Here is a 16159-nt window from a genome sequence, read left to right as displayed (position 1 = left end):
CCCTCTCCTGGGAATCTTGCCGCTTTTCGCGAAAGGCAGTAATCTTCAGCCTGAAGCGTGCAACCCCCAGCAAGGCGGTGATGCGCCGTGTCCCATGCGCGGCAGCGACGATTTCCCCGGCGACGCGCCTCCGTTGGCGCCGCGCGTGACTTCACGATTGCCACCCTCGCCCTGTGGGGAGTCGTCGGCCGCCAGGACGACATACGGCTCTGTGTCTCCGAACTCGCCACCAACGCCGTCCTGCACGGCGTGCCGCCGGGACGGGAGTTCCGTGTCCGCCTCTCCGCCGATGACGGCGTGACCCGCGTCGAGGTCCGGGACAGCGGCGACGGGCGCCCGGAGCTGCGGATGCCTCGAATCGAGGGCTGTAGCGGCCGGGGCTTATGGCTGGTTGAGCATCTGGCCGATGACTGGGGCGTTGTCGAGCATCGGGTCGGCAAGACCGTGTGGACCGTCTTCAAGGTCACCGATGCGCCGGACGGGCCGCGTGAACGGGGTGGTTCGGACGCGAGCCCCTCGTGCGAGCGTCGTGCCCGGTGACGTCCCGACGGCCGGTCGCGCGCTGAGCGTCGCCCGGTAGATGGGCGTGCCGCAATGGCCTGCCGAGTCCAGAAGTCGCGTACCCCGCCCCGCCGTTACGCGCTCAGCGGGAACCGCTCGCCCAACTCCCTGAACACCGCGGTGTTCAGGGAGAACGCGTGCTTGCACTCGTCGATCACGCGCTTCTTCTCCAGGTCGTCCACCGGCAGTGCGTCCAGCAGTTCGCGGTACTCGCGCTTGAAGGCGGCCGGGTTGGAGATGCCGGTGAAGACGTAGAAGCGGACGCCGTCGCCCTTGCGCTCGAAGCCCCAGGACTTCTCGGCGGTGGAGCGGATGATCTGGCCGCCGGAGAGATCGCCGAGGTAGCGGGTGTAGTGGTGGGCGACGTATCCGGCGGGCCAGTCGTGGGCCACCTCGGTGATCCGGGAGGCGTACGCGGCGGTCGCCGGGAGAGCCGTCACCGTCGCCCGCCAGTCCGTGCGGCCGCCGTGCAGATGGGTCAGGTCCCGCTCGAGGGAGGCGACGCGCAGCAGTTCCGGGCGGAGGAACGGGCCCGCGACCGGGTCGTCCGCGAGCCGGTCCGCGGCGTCCTCCAGCGCCCGGTACACGTACCAGAGCTGCTCGGTGTAGCGCGTGTACGCCTCGACCCCGAGCTTGCCGCCGAGCATGTCGCTCATGAACGTCGAGTTCTCCGCCTCCGTGTGCTGCTCGTGCGAGGCGGTGCGGATCAGCGTGGAGAACGGCGATGCGTCCAAGGCAGCCTCCGGGGACCGTAGGACGAGGAAGGGGGCACTGACAGTCGTGCGGGACCTGCGCGGTGTGCTCAGGTCCACTCAACTACTTAGGCTTACCTAAGTCAATGCTTCCCGACGCCCTGTCGGTAAACCGTACGGCTCACATGCTACGGGAGGGTCAGAATCTCCGCACCCGTCTCCGTGACCACGAGGGTGTGCTCGAACTGGGCCGTTCGCTTGCGGTCCTTGGTGACGACCGTCCAGCCGTCCTCCCACATGTCGTACTCGTACGTGCCCAGCGTCAGCATCGGCTCGATGGTGAAGGTCATGCCCGGCTGGATGACCTGGGTCGCGTTCGGGCTGTCGTAGTGGGGGATGATCAGCCCGGAGTGGAAGGACGAGTTGATCCCGTGCCCGGTGAAGTCGCGGACCACGCCGTAGCCGAACCGCTTCGCGTAGGACTCGATGACGCGCCCGATGACGTTGATCTGGCGGCCCGGCCTGACCGCCTTGATCGCGCGGTTCAGCGACTCCCGCGTCCGCTCCACCAGCAGACGCGACTCCTCGTCGACGTCCCCGCACAGATACGTGGCGTTGTTGTCGCCGTGCACACCGCCGATGTAGGCGGTGACGTCGAGGTTCACGATGTCGCCGTCGCGCAGCACCGTCGAGTCCGGGATGCCGTGGCAGATGACCTCGTTGACCGACGAGCACAGCGACTTGGGGAAGCTGCGGTAGCCCAGCGTCGAGGGGTAGGCGCCGTGGTCGCACATGTAGTCGTGCGCCACCCGGTCCAGCTCGTCCGTCGTCACGCCGGGCGCGATGAGCTTCGCCGCCTCGGCCATGGCCTGGGCGGCGATCCGCCCGGCGACGCGCATGCGCTCGATCGTTTCCGCATCCTGCACCTCGGGACCGGTGTACGGGGTAGGCGCAGGCTTGCCCACGTACTCGGGGCGCGCGATGGAGGCGGGTACGGAACGGGTGGGGGACAGGGTCCCCGGCACGAGAAGTGACTGGCTGGACATGCCAGCGAGTGTATCGATGCCCTTTCGGGCAGCATGGCCGGAGAGGCGGCCCGGGCCGCCGCGAGAGGAGCTCAGGGATGGCGCTGTTCAAGAAGAAGGCGGCCGGGAAGCCGGGCGAGTGGTTCTACTGCCTGGAGCACCGGAAGGTCGAGGAAGGCCCCGAGTGCCCGGCCAAGGACCGGATGGGCCCGTACTCCACCCGGAGCGAGGCCGAGCACGCGATGGAGACCGCCGCCGAGCGGAACGTCGAGTGGGAGAACGACCCGCGCTGGCACGACAGCTCCGCGCGCGGGGGCGACGAGAGCTGATCGCCGCCCGACGTACGGCCGCCCGGCCTTCCGCCCGCGGAGGCGGGGTGGGCGGCCGTACGACGGGCGGACCGCTGAGCACGGGCAGGGCGGGCCCTTGAGCGGGCCGGGCGGGGGTTCGGCCGGGCAACGTTGAGCGGGCCGGGCCGGACCAGGGCCCGTACGTCGGTGGTGACCTCACGCCACCGGCCCGCACCTGGCCGAGCCGCCGACCCCGACCGCCTGAGACAGCGGCTCGCCCGCCCCGGGCGACGGGCCGTCCAGCAGGGCCGTCCAGCAGGGCCGTCCGGCGGTCTACCAGCGGGTGGGCGGCGGTGCCGTGAGCTGGTCGGCGAGGCGCGCGAGCCGGTCCCGGAAGCCGCGGCGGCTGCGCGGGGCCGGCAGCCGGTTCTCCCCGGCCGCCGCGCTCACCAGGTGCTGAACGGTGTCGAACCCGGTCTCCGGGCCCTGCCCGGGCTGCAGGATGCCGGGGCCGCCGAGGGCGTCCGGCGCGGCCGCGCCGCCGACCGGGGCCCGGCCTTGACCGTCGCCGCTCCGTGCGCCCGCCGCCTCCTCGCCCGGCCTTCCCAAGCCCGCGCCCGCGCGCGCGGCGCCCAGGCCCGCACCCATGCCCAGGCCCGCACCCGCGCCCGTACCCGGTCCTGCGCCGGTCCCCGAGCCCCCGCCGGAATCCACGCCCGGACTCGCACCGGCGTCCGGTGTGACCAGGCCGCTCGGCACCGTCAGCGCGTCGTGCGCCAGCGCCTGCAGGTCACGGTCGCCGCCCTCCAGCGCGAGGATGGTCACCCCGGCCCGGCGGGCGTCGTGGACCCGCTCCAGCAAGCCCTCGCCCGGGCTGTCCGGTGTCACGACGAGCAGGGTCTCGCCGCGCCTGGCCGCCTGGATCCGGCCGAGCCCGACCGCCAGATGCGCCGGTTCGCCGGGCCGCACCCGGTGCCGTACGAGCGTGGGGGAGAGCTGCGGTAGGCCGGACCAGGCGGCCTCGTCGTCCAGATGGGCAGCCAGGTGCCACGGCTCGTACGTCTCGCCGCCCACGAGCAGTAGTCCGCCGCCGTGCGGCTCGACCGAGGTCCGCAAGGAGCCCGCGAACCGGCGTGTGGCCTCCAACCACTCGGTTCCCGCGAGCACTTCGCGCAGCAGTGCGACTCGTACGGCGTCCATGGCCGCGCATCCTGCCCGAGCGCAGTCCGGATCGCGACCGTTTCCCGCGGACCCTCACCCGGACGAGGCGCCGGGCAGGTCCGCTGTTGTCAGTGGTCGTGCACGGCGTCGCGGTAGCAGCGGACGATCGCCGCCGCGCTGCGGGCGATGTCGTCGGCGGTGGTCTGCCAGGAGCAGACCGAGATCCGCATGACCGCGCGGCCCGCGAAGACGGACCCGGACAGCCAGCACGTCCCGTCCTGCTGGACGCGGCGCACGACCTCCTCCGTGAGGCCGTCGGCTTCCGTGACGCCGTCCAGTTCGGTCGGGCCGCCGGCTTCCGCGCGGTCCTCCGCGTCGTCCCGCACGGGCCCGGTGAAGCGGACGAGGACCTGGTTGAGGACGACGTCGTTCACGATCTCGACGCCCGGCTCGGACGCGAGCAGCGACGCCATCTGCCGGGCACGGTCGACGGAGCCGCCGACCAGGCGGGCCACGCCCGTGCGGCCGAGACTCCGCAGGGCCGCGTAGACCGGGACCGAGCGGGCCCGGCGGGACCACTCCGGGACGGTGTCGATCTGCTCGCGGTGCCCGGAGATCTCCAGGTAGTCGGCCGTGACGGCGAGCGCGGCGCGGTGGGCCTCCGGGTGGGCCACGAGCGCGATGCCGCAGTCGAAGGGGACGTTCAGCCACTTGTGCGCGTCGGTCGTCAGCGAGTCGGCGAGCCGCGCACCGTCGAGGAGGCGGCGGTGTTCGTCGTCCGCGGCCAGGGCCCACAGGCCGATCGCCCCGTCGACGTGGACCCAGCCCCCGCGCGCGTGGACGCGTTCGCACACCGCGCGCAGCGGGTCCACCGCACCGGTGTTGATGCTGCCCGCCTGGACGCAGACGATCGGCGGGCGCTCGGCCCGCGCCAACGCCGCGTCGAGCGCGGACAGTTCCATCGCGCCGTTCGCGTCGCACGCCACGCCGTCCACGCGGCTGCCCATGCCCAGATAGCGCAGGGCCCGGTCGATCGAGGCGTGGCGCTCGGCGCTCGCGATGACCGGGATGCGCGGCGCGCCCCAGAGTCCGTCCGCCTGTACGTCCCGGCCGGCCGCGGCCATCAGGTGGTGGCGGGCCGCGGCGAGACCCGTGAACGCCGCCATCTGCGTGCCGGTGGTGAAGCCGACCGACGTCCCGCGGGGGAGCCCCAGCAGGTCGACGACCCACGCGGCGCACACGTCCTCGACGACGCCCGCCGCTGGACTGCACGAGTAGAGCGTGGAGTTCTGGTCCCATGCGGTGACCAGCCAGTCCGCGGCCGTCGCCACCGGCAGCGAGGAGCCGATGACGTAACCGAAGTAGCGCGGGCCGGCGCTCGCGGTCGCTCCGAGTTCACCGGCGCGCGCGAGGGCCTCCAGGGTCGAGGCCGCGTCCTCGCCCGTCGCGGGCATGCCGTCGCCGTGCCCCAGCGCGGCGCGTATCCCGTCCGGCGTCGCCGCCGGGAAGACCGGCCGGTCCTGCAGGGACGCCCGCCAGCGCACCGCGTGTTCGTACGCCTGGTGCAGCAGGCCCGGGACGTCGCTCGCGTCCGGCCAGTGTGTTCCGTGGTCCTCGACTGCCGTCATGTCTCTCGCCGCCCGTCCGGTGGTGACCGCGACCGAGGCGCGGTGTCCGTGTCCGGGGACCCATCGTGCGCGGGACCGGGGGCAGGCGCTGGCGGGAACCGGACGCCGCGTCCCTCGCCCGGCAGGGCAGCGTCGATGACGGGGCCGCGTCTCCCACCCCCAACAGCGCAACGGCACCCCAGGAGTTGCGCCCGCCCCGTTCCCCTCGTACGACAACCGCCTTGTATCCAGGCGCAGGAGACGAACCGTCATGCGGCGTTCACGCGCCGTTTCCCCGCCGCGGGCAGAGCTGGGTTCCCTGCGGAAACCCTGGGAAGTCCCCGGAGGACACGGCGTCCGGCGCCTTGACGGTACGGGGGGTCCTTCCTATGGTCACGGCAGGACGAAGGACGTCCTACGTCCATCGGGGCCAGGGTGCAATCTCGTGTGCAACGGAGCAGCGGGAGGGGTCGCATGGCAGTGGGGGTCGCCGCCTCGTACGAGGTCTCCGTACCCTTCCGGGCGGGCGAGGACGGTTACGCGAGCTTCCGTATCCCCGCCGTCGTCCGAGCTGCTGACGGTGCGTTACTCGCCTTCTGCGAGGGTCGCGTCGGGTCGCAGGAGGACCACGGCGACATCGACATCGTGCTCCGCCGTTCCACCGACGGCGGCCGCACCTGGGGACCGCTCCAGGTCGTCGCCGAGCACGGGGACGACACAGCGGGCAACCCGGCGCCGGTCGTCCTCGACGGCGGACGCGTCCTCCTCGTCCATGTGCGCAACGCGGCCGAGGCCACCGAGCAGTTGATCCGGCTCGGGCAGGTCGCCCCGCCCGACGGCCGCCGCGTGTGGGTGCTCCACAGCGACGACCACGGCCGCAGCTGGAGCTCTCCCCGGGAGATCACAGCGTCCGTGAAGAAGCCCGGCTGGCGCTGGTACGCGACCACGCCCGGGCATGCGCTCCAGGTGCGCCAAGGCCCGTACGCCGGGCGGGTCGTGATCCCCGCCAACCACTCCGCGCCGCCGTCCGGATCCGACACCGGTGCCGAGGGCAAGTACGACGGCAGCCACAGCCTCCTCAGCGACGACGACGGCGCCACCTGGCGGATCGGCTACACCGACAGCAGGCCGAACGGCTACATCAACGCCAACGAGACGACCGCGGCCGAACTCCCCGGCGGGCGGCTCTACTTCAACTGCCGGAACGACTCCACCGCCCCCGGCACCCGCGCCGACGCCCACTCCGCCGACGGCGGCGCGACCCTGGAACGGCCCTTCCGCCCGCAGGCCGGGCTCACCGGCCCCGTCGTCCAGGGCAGCGTGCTCCACCTCGCGGACCCGGACGTCCTGCTCTTCTCCGGCCCCGCCGACCCCGGCTTCCGGGCCCTGATGACCGTGCGGGCCAGCCGTGACGGCGGCGTCACCTGGCGGCCCGTGCACACGGTCGACGGGCTCCCGGCCGCCTACTCCGACCTCGTACGCGTCGACGACGCCACCGTCGGACTGCTGTACGAGACCGGGGACTTCCACGCGTACACCACCATCACCTTCCGCCGGATTCCCGTCGAGGAGCTGTCATGAGCGATCCCGGCCGCACCAGCCCCAGCAGCCCCAGCAGCCCCGGCCCCGGCCAGGACCCCGGCCCCGCCGTGCACCGCCCGTCCCGTGCGCCCGCCCGCCGTGCCGTCCTCGGTGGCGCCGCGGCCGCAGCCGCGGGCCTCGCCCTGGCCGGCTGCGGCGACTCGGGCGAGGGCGGGGGCGAACCGCGGGGCCGCAGGAAGGGCCAGAAGATCACACTCACCTTCTGGTCGTGGGTGCCCGGCATCGACAAGCCCGTCGCTCTGTGGAACAAGAGCCACCCCGAGGTCCAGGTGAAGCTGGAGAAGGTGTCGGCGGTGGGCGGCGCGCAGTACGCGAAGATGCACGCCGCCATCAAGGCGGGCAACCCGCCGGACCTCGGCCAGATCGAGTACCCGGTGGTGCCCAGCTTCCTCCTCGACAACGGGCTGCTCGACCTGACCGAGTTCGGCGCCGCCGACGTCAAGGGCAAGTTCGAGGGCTGGCAGTGGCAGCAGAGCGTGTTCGGGAAGTCGGTCTTCGCGGTCCCGCAGGCGTCGGGCCCCATGGGGCTGTTCGTCCGCCAGGACCTCTTCGACCGGTGGGACATCGGGACGCCGGAGACCTGGGACGCGTACGAGGCCGCGGCCAAAGCCCTGCGCAGGAAGGGCGCGTGGATCGAGACCTTCTCCGCCACCAACGGCAACCGCTTCGCGGGCTTCGCCTGGCAGGCCGGGGCGCGCTGGTTCCGCACCGAGGGCGAGACCTGGGTCGTCTCCATCGACGACGCGCCCACCCGCAAGGTCGCCGACTACTGGGAGTCGCTGGTGAAGCGGAAGCTCGTCAAGACGATCCCGGACCGGCAGAACGCCTGGTACAAGGACATTCAGACGGGCGCCATCGCGGCCTGGGCCGGGGCCAGTTGGGGTGACGCGCTGCTGGTCGGCAACGCACCGAAGACGGCCGGCAAGTGGCGGGTCGCCCCGCTGCCGCAGTGGAGGAAGGGCGGCAACGCGGCCGCCAACTGGGGCGGTTCGACGACATCGGTCTTCCGCGGCACCAAGTACCCCCAGGACGCGGTGGACTTCGCGGTCTGGCTCAACACCGACCCCGCGTCGATAAAGCTCCTCATCGACGGCGGCTACGGCTGGCCCAGCGCCGTATCGGGCTGGTCGAACGCCGACCTGGAAGGCCAGCGGGACTTCTTCGGCGGCCAGGAGTACAGCACGGTCTTCCGGGCGGCGGGCAAGGCCGTGGACACCAGCTGGCAGTGGGGCCCGGCCATGGACACCCTCTACCAGCGGCTCGGCGACGCCTTCACCGAAGCCCTGGGCGACGGCGGCTCCTTCCGGTCCGTGCTCACCACCGTGCAGCGTCAGACCGTCCAGGACCTGAAGGCCAAGGGGCTGAAGGTGGAGACCGGGTGAGGCGGCTCACGCGCAGCGAGGCGCGCAACGCCCGTGCCGCGAGCGGCTTTCTGCTGCCCTTTCTCGCTTTGTTCCTGCTCTGCTTCATCGCCCCCATCGGCTACGCGCTCCACCAGAGCCTGCTGAGGACCGAGCGGAACGGCCCCCTCGGTCTCGGCGGTACGCACGAGGTGTGGGCGGGCCTGGGGAACTACGCTCACGCCCTCCAGGACTCCACCTTCACCGCCGGATTCGGCCGCGTGCTGCTCTTCGGCGCCGTCCAGATCCCGGTGATGCTCGCCCTCGCCACCGCGCTTGCGCTCCTCCTCGACGCCGCGTCCGCCCGCTGGGTCGGCTTCTTCCGTACGGCGTTCTTCCTGCCGTACGGAGTGCCCGGCGTCATCGCCTCCATCCTCTGGGGCTTCCTCTACGTCCCCGGCATCAGCCCGTTCGTGGAGATGGCGGGCACGGTCGGCTGGGACGTCGACTTCCTCTCACGCGGAGCCGTCCTGTGGTCCATCGCCAACATCGTCACCTGGCAGTACGCGGGCTACAACATGCTCGTCCTCGTGGCCCAGCTGAAGGCGGTACCGGGTGAGCTGTACGAGGCGGCGCGGATCGACGGGGCGAGCGCCTGGCAGGTCGCCCGCCACATCAAACTGCCCCTGATCAGGCCCGCGCTCGTCCTCACGACCGTCTTCAGCATCATCGGCACGCTCCAGCTCTTCGCGGAACCCCTGGTGCTGCAGCCCCTGTCCAATGCCATCGACTCCGGATACACCCCCAACCTCGCCGCCTACAACGAGGCGTTCAAGGGCAACAACCACCACATCGCGGCGGCCGAGGCCGTACTGCTGGCGCTCGTCGCGTGCGCGCTGTCCTTCGGCTTCCTCAAGTTGACCGGGCGCGCGGGGAAGGACGCCCCATGACGCTCGTCACCGAGGACACCGCGCCCGAACCGGCCTCCGCCGCACCGGAGTCCGCGCCCCTCGCGCCCGGCCGCGGCCGCGGACCCTCGCGGCCGCCGCTGCGCTTCCGCATCATCACCGCCTCGCTGCTCGCGGTCGCCGCCGTGTACTTCCTCGTGCCCGTCTACTGGCTCGTGGTCTCGGCGACCAAGAACACCGAGGACCTCTTCGGCAGCTTCGGCTTCTGGTTCGCCGATCCGCACCCCTTCCGCTACCTCGCGGATCTGCTCGCCTACGACGGCGGCATCTACGTCCGCTGGTTCGCCAACAGCCTCCTCTACGCGGGCGTCGGCGCGGTCGCCGCGACGCTGCTCTCGGCCGCAGCGGGCTACGCGCTGGCCAAGTTCCCCTTCCCTGGCCGCGAAGGCGTCTTCAACGTCGTCCTCGCCGGGGTGCTCATTCCCGGCACCGCCCTCGCCCTGCCGCTCTATCTGCTCTTCAGCGAGATGGGCCTGGCCAACACGTACGGATCGGTGCTCATCCCGAGCGTCGTCAGCCCCTTCGGCGTCTACCTCTGCCGGATCTACGCGGCCGCGGCCGTACCGGACTCACTGCTGGAGGCCGCCAGGATCGACGGCGCGGGGGAGACGCGGATCTTCGCCACGCTGGGGCTGCGGCTGATGACGCCGGCGCTGGTGACCGTCTTCCTCTTCCAGTTCGTGCACGTCTGGAACAACTTCTTCCTGCCGCTGGTGATGCTCTCGGACTCCGGTCTGTATCCGATCCAGCTCGGCCTGACCGGCTGGCAGGGGTACGCCGACCGGCAGCCGGTGCTCTACCAGTACACGGTCGGCGGCGCGTTCCTCTCCGTCGTACCGCTGATGGTGCTCATGGGCGTGCTCCAGCGCTACTGGCGCACCGGGCTGACCGAGGGCAGCGTGAAGTGAGGCGGCGCGGGCGCGGGCCCGCAGCCGCTTCCGCGTGAGGTGGGACACGCGACATGTGACAGCCGGAGCGGGCCTGGCAGGATCGGCGGTATGACGACCAACAACGCCGCCGGATCCGCACCCCAGAAGCCCCCCGCCAAGGACCCGTGGGACCTCCCCGACGTCTCCGGCCTGGTGGTCGGCGTGCTGGGCGGCACCGGAGACCAGGGGCGCGGCCTGGCGTACCGGCTGGCGCGGGCGGGCCAGAAGGTGATCATCGGCTCGCGCGCCGCCGAGCGGGCGGAGACCGCCGCCGCCGAACTCGGCCTGGGCATCGAGGGCGCCGACAACGCCGAGTGCGCGCGGCGCAGCGACGTGGTGATCATCGCCGTGCCGTGGGACGGTCACGCCAAGACCCTGGAAGCGCTGCGCGAACCGCTCGCCGGCAAGCTCGTGATCGACTGCGTCAACCCGCTGGGCTTCGACAAGAAGGGCGCCTACCCGATCAAGCCGGAGGAGGGCAGCGCCGCCGAGCAGGCCGCCGCCCTGCTGCCGGAGTCGCGGGTGACCGCCGCCTTCCACCATCTGTCCGCGGTGCTGCTGCAGGACCCGGCGATCGAGGAGATCGACACCGATGTGATGGTGCTGGGCGAGGTCCGCGCGGACACCGACCTCGTCCAGGCGCTCGCCGCCCGGATCCCCGGGATGCGCGGGGTGTTCGCGGGCCGGCTGCGCAACGCCCACCAGGTCGAGGCGCTGGTGGCCAATCTGATCTCGGTCAACCGCCGCTACAAGGCTCACGCGGGACTGCGCGTCACCGACGTGTGAGGGCGCCGCCCGCTGTCCCGGACGCCCGCCGCCCGGCGGGCGTCCGGGGCGGTGTGCCCCTGCCGACGACGGCGGCCGCGGGGCATGGGGGACAATGTCCGGGACCTCATCCCCGGACAGGAGCCGCCCCATGCCCCGCCTCGCCCTCTTCGCCCTCGCCGTCTGCGTGCTCGCCGTCGCCGCGGCGGTGGTGTCCTTCGTGCAGGGCAGCTGGCTCGGCGTCCTCTGGATCATGATGGCGGGCGTCTCGTCCAACATGACCTGGTACTACGTGCGCAAGGCCAGGGCCGACCGCGCCGCCGCGGCGGACCGCACCGTCACCGGCTGAGCCGCCCGCGTCCCCCCGGTGCCGGTCACGTGCGTCCGGCACGCGGCTCACTCGCCGCCGGGGCCGGTCAGAGGCCCGCGGGGATCTGCGGCTCGCCCTGCCAGAAGCGGAAGAACTCCTGGCCCCAATAGGTGTCCAGGTGCGTCACGCCGAGGCCGTTCAGCAGCGAGTCCACGGCCCCGAAGAACACCTCGTTGACCGAGGGCGCCCACAGCAGCCCGAAGACCGCGAGCAGCCCGAAGGGCGCGAACGGCTCGAGCTGGCGGCGGATCTTGTACGACAGCCAGGGCTCGATCACGCCGTAGCCGTCCAGGCCCGGTACGGGCAGGAAGTTCAGGATCGCCGCCGTGACCTGGAGCAGGGCGAGGAACGCGAGAGCGTAGCGGAACGGGTCCGGCACCCCGTCCATCGTCCCGAGCCAGAACGGTGCCGTCAGCGCCACCGCGAACAGCGCGTTGGTGAGCGGTCCCGCGGCCGAGATGAGGCTGTGCTTCCAGCGGCCCTGGATCCGTCCGCGCTCGATGAACACGGCCCCGCCCGGCAGTCCGATCCCGCCCAGGATCACGAAGATCACCGGCAGCACGATGGAGAGCAGGGCGTGCGTGTACTTCAGCGGATTGAGGGTCAGATAGCCCTTCGCCCCGATCGAGATGTCACCGCCGTGCAGCGCGGTCCGCGCGTGCGCGTACTCGTGCAGGCACAGGGAGACGATCCAGCCGGAGACCACGAACAGGAACACGGCGAAGCCGGTGCTCGCGGCGGAACCGGTCCACACCGCCCAGGCGGACACCAGCATGATCGCGACGAGGCCGAGGAAGACGGGGCTGACCCGGCGGTCGCTGCGGGCGATGGTCGTGGACATGGATGAGAGCTCCTGTGCGTGCGGGACGGGTCGTGTGCGGGACGGTGAGTGCAGGATGCGTGCGTCCGGGGCGAGGGACGAGGGACGAGGCCGGGGCGTCCCGACCGTACAGGCGGCAGCCGGGAAACGTGCGGCTCGCCGGTGTGAGTTCCGCCCCCGTCCCCGCCCGTGCGGCCGGTTCGTCATGCCGCTCGGCCCGGGCGGGCGGCATCGCCTCATCTGTCCCACCGGCCCCGCACGACCCACCGGTATGGGACGGCGTCCGACCCGTACAGGAGAATGATCCGGTGCGCTACGGCATCCTCGGCACGACACAGGCCCACGACGACGACGGGAACCCCGTCGCGCTCGGCGGTGTACGCCTGCGTGCCCTGCTCACCGCGCTGGCCCTGGCGCCCGGCCGGGTCCGTACCGCGGAGGCGCTGATCGCCGAGGTCTGGGCCGACGCCCGGCCCGCCGACGCCACCGGTGCCCTGCACGCCCTGGTCGGACGGTTGCGGCGGGCGCTCGGCCACGCCGCCGTGGGCTCGGTGGAGGGCGGCTACCGGCTGCACGCGGAGCGTGACGACGTCGACCTGTGCCGCTTCGAGCGGCTGGCCGGGGACGGCGCGCGGGCGCTCGCCGACGGCGACCCGGCCACGGCGGCCGTCCTGCTCGACGACGCGCTCGCGCTGTGGCGCGGCCCGGCGCTCGCCGACCTCCCCGACAGCGGGGGCGCCGCGGCGGGCGCCGACGCCCGCAGACTGGAGGCCCGCCGCTGCCGAGTCGCCGCGGACCTCGGCCTCGGCCGCGCCGACCGCGCGCTGCCCGAGCTGGCGGCCCTCTGCGACGAGCACCCGCTCGACGAGCCGCTGCAGGGCCTGCGCCTGCGCGCGCTGCGGGACGCGGGACGTACGGCCGAGGCGCTCGCGGCGTACGAGGAGTTCCGGCGCACCGTCGCCGACCGCCTCGGCGCTGATCCGGGCCCTCAACTGCGGGCGCTGCACGGGGAGTTGCTGGCCCGCGGGACCGGTGCGCCCGGTCGCGGCGGCGCGGACGGACGGGCCCCCGACGGCCCCGCGGCGCGGCCCGCGTCGCCCGGCCCGGGCGACGACGGCGGCACGGACCACGGAAGCCCGAGCGGCTACGGCTACGGCTACGACGGCGGTTCCGGCTACGACGGCGGTTCCGGCTACGACGGCGGTTACCGCAACCGCGGCGTCCACGGCGCCGGCAACGGCTACGGCGATGTGCGGGCGCGGCAGGGCAACATACGCACCCGGCTCACCAGCTTCGTCGGCCGCGAGAGCGACCTCGCCGCCCTCGGGGACGACCTGGCCGCCGCCCGGCTCGTCACCCTGACCGGACCGGGCGGCGCGGGGAAGACGCGCCTGGCGCAGGAGGCCGCCGACGCGGTCGACGGCCGCTGGCCCGACGGTGTGTGGCTGGCCGAGCTGGCTCCCGTCGACGACCCGGAGACGGTGGCCGAGGTGGTCGTCACCGTCCTGGGCGGGCGCGAGACCGTCATCCGCGGCAGCGCGGCGGAAGGGCTGCGCGGGGCCATGGACCCGGCCGCCGCCGACCCGTTCACCCGGCTCGCCGAGTACTGCGGCCGGCGCCGGATGCTGCTGGTCCTGGACAACTGCGAGCACGTCATCGGCGCGGCCGCGGACCTGACCGCGTTCGTGCTCGGCCACTGCCCGGGCGTCACGGTGCTCGCGACCAGCCGGGAGCCGCTGGGCGTGCCCGGCGAACTGGTCCGTCCCGTGGGGCCGTTGCCCGACCCCGTCGCGGTGCGGTTGCTCGCCGAGCGCGGCGCGGCGGCGCGGGCCGGATTCCGTACGGACGACGACCCAGCCGCCTGCACCGAGATCTGCCGGCGGCTGGACGGGCTGCCGCTGGCCATCGAACTGGCCGCGGCCCGGCTGCGGCTGCTCACTCCGCGCCAGCTCGCGGACCGGCTCGACGACCGCTTCAGGCTGCTGACCGGAGGCAGCCGGACGGTCCTGCCGCGGCAACAGACCCTCAAGGCGGTCGTCGACTGGTCGTGGGACCTGCTCAGCCCGGACGAACGCGCGGTGCTGCGCCGCCTCTCGGTCGTCGCGGGCGGCTGCGAACTGTCCGCGGCCGAGGCGGTGTGCGGGGACGAGCCGCCCGGCGCAGCACCGGACACCGGCGCCGTACCCCAAGTGCCGCCCACCGCGCCCCAAGTGCCCCACACCGCCCCCCACCGGCCGCCCACGGCGCCCCAAGTGCCGCACACCGCCCCCCACCGGCCGCCCGCCGACCGGGGCCCGTGGATCGACCCGCGCGACGTCGCGCCTCTCCTCGGATCCCTTGTCGACAAATCGTTGGTCGTCGCCGAACCGGACTCCGGCGGCTCGATGCGCTACCGGCTGCTCGAGACCGTCGGCGAGTACGCCGCGGGACGGCTCGACGAGGCGGCCGAACGCGTCGCCGCCGAGCGCCGCCACCTCGTCCACTTCCGCGAACTCGCCCGTACCGCCGACCCGTTGCTGCGCGGACCCGCCCAGCGCACCTGGATCGACCGGCTGGAGCGCGAGCACGACAACCTCCGGGCCGCGCTGCGGAGGGCGGTCGCCTTCGGGGACGAGCAGGAGGCGCTGTGCCTGGTGCTCTCCCTGGGCTGGTTCTGGCAGTTGCGCAACCACCGCACGGACGCCCGGACCTGGTGGGCCGCGGCCGCCGCGCTCGGTCCCGACCCGTTCGACGACCCGCTCGTCCCCGCGCCCGACCTGGACGTGCGGCCGGTCGACGCGCCGCCGCCCATGGCGCCCGACCTGCTCCAGGAGGCCCGGCGCGGGGTGCGGCTGCTCGGTCTCGCGGGTGACGACCACGCGGCGGAACACCTGCGGAGCACCGGCCACGTGGAGCGTATCCAGCGCATGGCCGCCGCCTACCGCCCCGGGCAGCCGCAGACGTGCCGGGTCCCCGGGGTCATGTGGAACTACGCGGTGCTGCTGACCGGGGACTTCGAGCGGCTGTACCGGACCGTCGACGCGACCGTGGACGCCTGCCGCGAACTGGGCCACCCGTGGGAGCTGGCGTTCGTCCTGCAGTTCCGCTCCCGGATGCTCGCCGAACGGCCGGGACAGGCCGACCGGGCGTGCCGGGACGCCGACGAGAGCCTGGAGACGTTCCGGCGCCTCGGCGACCTGTGGGGTGTCGCCGAGGCGCTGTCCTCGCGCGGCGAGGCGCGCGAGCGGCGCGGAGCGTACGAGGCGGCGGCGGAGGACTACCGGGAGGCCGCCGCCTGTGCCAGGCGACTGGGCGCCCAGGTCCAAGTGCCGCTGCTGCGTGCCCGGTTGGCGGGCGTCCTCATCGAGTCCGGGGACACCGGGACGGGCGAGGCCATCCTCCGTGAGGTGCTGGAGGACGGCCGCCGGGCGGGCGCGGACGCCATGGCCTTCGTCCGGCTGCACCTGGCGATGGTGCTCGGCCGCACCGGCCGTACCGCGGAGGCGCGTGAGCACATCGGGCTGATGCGCGAGAAGGACTTCGAGAACGGTCTGCCCGGCCTGTTCGAGGCCGTGGTGCTGGGGATGCTGGCCTGGCTGGACGTCCTCGACGGGCTCCCGGACCGGGCCCTGGTCACGGTCCGGCAGGCGATGGAGAAGACCCGGGACCCGTTCACGGACCTGGTGGCCCCGGTGCTGCCGGTCGTCCAGCTCATGACGGGGGCACGCGCACGGGCCGCCCTCGGCGGCGTGGACGACGCCCGGATCGCGGCGCGGCTCTGCGGCGCCTACGACGCACTGCTGCCCCCGGGGCACCACGCACCTTCGGTGGAGCGGGAGGACCGTACGGCCGCGGAGGACGACGCCCGGGCGGTCCTGGGTGACGCGGCCTACGAGGAGGCGTACGCCGAGGGCGGCGGCCTCACGCTGGGCGAGGCCACCGCCCTGGTCTGACGGGGTCGTCCGCGTGCTCCGCCGCGTCGTGCGTCCGCGGGACGGAGGGGCCGGCGACGGGGACGGTACCGCCTCGACCCCTGTGCGAGGTGGGCCC

The 16159-nt window shown here is 73.2% G+C and carries 13 protein-coding genes and 1 pseudogene; 9 read left to right on the top strand and 5 right to left on the bottom strand.

Going from position 1 to position 16159, the window contains the following annotated elements:
* Positions 1 to 87: 87 nt before the first annotated feature.
* The gene (locus ABZ822_RS21060) at positions 88 to 540 is read left to right on the top strand and encodes an ATP-binding protein (RefSeq protein ID WP_360856082.1); all 453 of its coding nucleotides are present in this window, start codon (positions 88 to 90) and stop codon (positions 538 to 540) included.
* Between the two features lie 95 nt (positions 541 to 635).
* On the opposite strand, the gene ABZ822_RS21055 is transcribed toward ABZ822_RS21060, so the two are convergent.
* Complete coding sequence (locus ABZ822_RS21055) at positions 636 to 1295, bottom strand: biliverdin-producing heme oxygenase (RefSeq protein WP_360856079.1); 660 nt, start codon at positions 1293 to 1295, stop codon at positions 636 to 638.
* A gap of 146 nt (positions 1296 to 1441) precedes the next feature.
* The gene (map, locus tag ABZ822_RS21050; protein WP_360856076.1) at positions 1442 to 2299 is read right to left on the bottom strand and encodes a type I methionyl aminopeptidase; all 858 of its coding nucleotides are present in this window, start codon (positions 2297 to 2299) and stop codon (positions 1442 to 1444) included.
* A gap of 77 nt (positions 2300 to 2376) precedes the next feature.
* Here map and ABZ822_RS21045 point away from each other — a divergent pair, with 77 nt between their 5' ends.
* Entirely contained in the window at positions 2377 to 2607 is a 231-nt protein-coding gene (locus ABZ822_RS21045) for a hypothetical protein (RefSeq protein ID WP_360856073.1), read from the top strand.
* Positions 2608 to 3321: 714 nt separating this feature from the next.
* On the opposite strand, the pseudogene ABZ822_RS21040 reads toward ABZ822_RS21045, so the two are convergent.
* Both ABZ822_RS21040 and ABZ822_RS21035 read right to left on the bottom strand, forming a co-directional pair.
* Positions 3322 to 3768 (bottom strand): annotated as a pseudogene (locus tag ABZ822_RS21040) (hypothetical protein); the annotation flags it as partial.
* Between the two features lie 89 nt (positions 3769 to 3857).
* On the bottom strand, positions 3858 to 5357 hold the full coding sequence (locus ABZ822_RS21035) for an aminotransferase class V-fold PLP-dependent enzyme (RefSeq protein WP_360856070.1): 1500 nt from the start codon (positions 5355 to 5357) through the stop codon (positions 3858 to 3860).
* A gap of 453 nt (positions 5358 to 5810) precedes the next feature.
* Between ABZ822_RS21035 and ABZ822_RS21030 the strand changes: the two genes are divergently transcribed.
* From ABZ822_RS21030 to ABZ822_RS21005, 6 genes are all read left to right on the top strand, one after another.
* Entirely contained in the window at positions 5811 to 6917 is a 1107-nt protein-coding gene (locus ABZ822_RS21030) for a sialidase family protein (RefSeq protein ID WP_360856067.1), read from the top strand.
* A complete protein-coding gene (locus ABZ822_RS21025; RefSeq protein WP_360856064.1) occupies positions 6914 to 8320 on the top strand; it encodes a sugar ABC transporter substrate-binding protein in 1407 nt (468 codons plus the stop codon). The genes ABZ822_RS21030 and ABZ822_RS21025 overlap by 4 nt, the downstream gene beginning before the upstream one ends.
* Entirely contained in the window at positions 8317 to 9228 is a 912-nt protein-coding gene (locus ABZ822_RS21020) for a sugar ABC transporter permease (protein ID WP_360856061.1), read from the top strand. Before ABZ822_RS21025 ends, ABZ822_RS21020 begins: the two co-directional genes overlap by 4 nt.
* The gene (locus ABZ822_RS21015; RefSeq protein WP_360856058.1) at positions 9225 to 10154 is read left to right on the top strand and encodes a carbohydrate ABC transporter permease; all 930 of its coding nucleotides are present in this window, start codon (positions 9225 to 9227) and stop codon (positions 10152 to 10154) included. The genes ABZ822_RS21020 and ABZ822_RS21015 overlap by 4 nt, the downstream gene beginning before the upstream one ends.
* 90 nt (positions 10155 to 10244) lie before the next feature.
* Entirely contained in the window at positions 10245 to 10961 is a 717-nt protein-coding gene (gene npdG, locus ABZ822_RS21010) for an NADPH-dependent F420 reductase (protein ID WP_360856055.1), read from the top strand.
* Positions 10962 to 11091: 130 nt separating this feature from the next.
* Positions 11092 to 11289, top strand: coding sequence for a hypothetical protein (locus ABZ822_RS21005; RefSeq protein ID WP_360856052.1), 198 nt, complete (start codon positions 11092 to 11094; stop codon positions 11287 to 11289).
* Positions 11290 to 11356: 67 nt separating this feature from the next.
* On the opposite strand, the gene ABZ822_RS21000 is transcribed toward ABZ822_RS21005, so the two are convergent.
* Entirely contained in the window at positions 11357 to 12151 is a 795-nt protein-coding gene (locus ABZ822_RS21000; RefSeq protein ID WP_360856049.1) for a site-2 protease family protein, read from the bottom strand.
* Between the two features lie 287 nt (positions 12152 to 12438).
* Between ABZ822_RS21000 and ABZ822_RS20995 the strand changes: the two genes are divergently transcribed.
* Entirely contained in the window at positions 12439 to 16062 is a 3624-nt protein-coding gene (locus ABZ822_RS20995) for a BTAD domain-containing putative transcriptional regulator (protein WP_360856046.1), read from the top strand.
* Positions 16063 to 16159: the final 97 nt, after the last annotated feature.

Source organism: Streptomyces sp. NPDC047108, from assembly GCF_040643575.1.
In the GTDB taxonomy this organism is placed as follows: Bacteria; Actinomycetota; Actinomycetes; order Streptomycetales; family Streptomycetaceae; genus Streptomyces.
Note: the sequence above shows the minus strand (reverse complement) of the source record. Positions and strands in the feature narration are given on the sequence as shown.